The organism is Streptomyces sp. 4F14 (assembly GCF_048159485.1).
Classification (GTDB): Bacteria; Actinomycetota; Actinomycetes; order Streptomycetales; family Streptomycetaceae; genus Streptomyces.
On sequence record NZ_JBLRVY010000233.1, the window covers coordinates 1 to 371 of the forward strand.

Consider the following 371-nt stretch of genomic DNA (forward strand, 5'->3'; position numbering starts at 1 on the left):
CGAGCTGCCCTGGGCCGAGCTCGGTCTGAAGAAGGACGAGTACGAGCGGGTCGTGGAGATCCTCGGCCGCCGGCCCACCGGTGCCGAGCTCGCCATGTACTCCGTCATGTGGTCCGAGCACTGCTCGTACAAGAGCAGCAAGGTGCACCTGCGCCAGTTCGGCGAGAAGGCGCCCGAGTCGGATGCGCTGCTCGTCGGCATCGGTGAGAACGCCGGTGTGGTGGACGTCGGCCAGGGTTACGCCGTGACCTTCAAGGTCGAGTCGCACAACCACCCGTCGTACGTCGAGCCCTACCAGGGTGCGGCGACCGGTGTCGGCGGCATCGTCCGCGACATCATCGCGATGGGGGCCAGGCCGGTCGCCGTCGTGG

At 68.2% G+C, this 371-nt stretch carries 1 protein-coding gene; it reads left to right on the top strand.

What is annotated here, in order from left to right; genetic code table 11:
- Window positions 1-371, top strand: a 371-nt coding sequence (locus tag ACLZOT_RS50480; RefSeq protein WP_416976056.1) for an AIR synthase related protein, incomplete at both ends; no start/stop codon positions are given.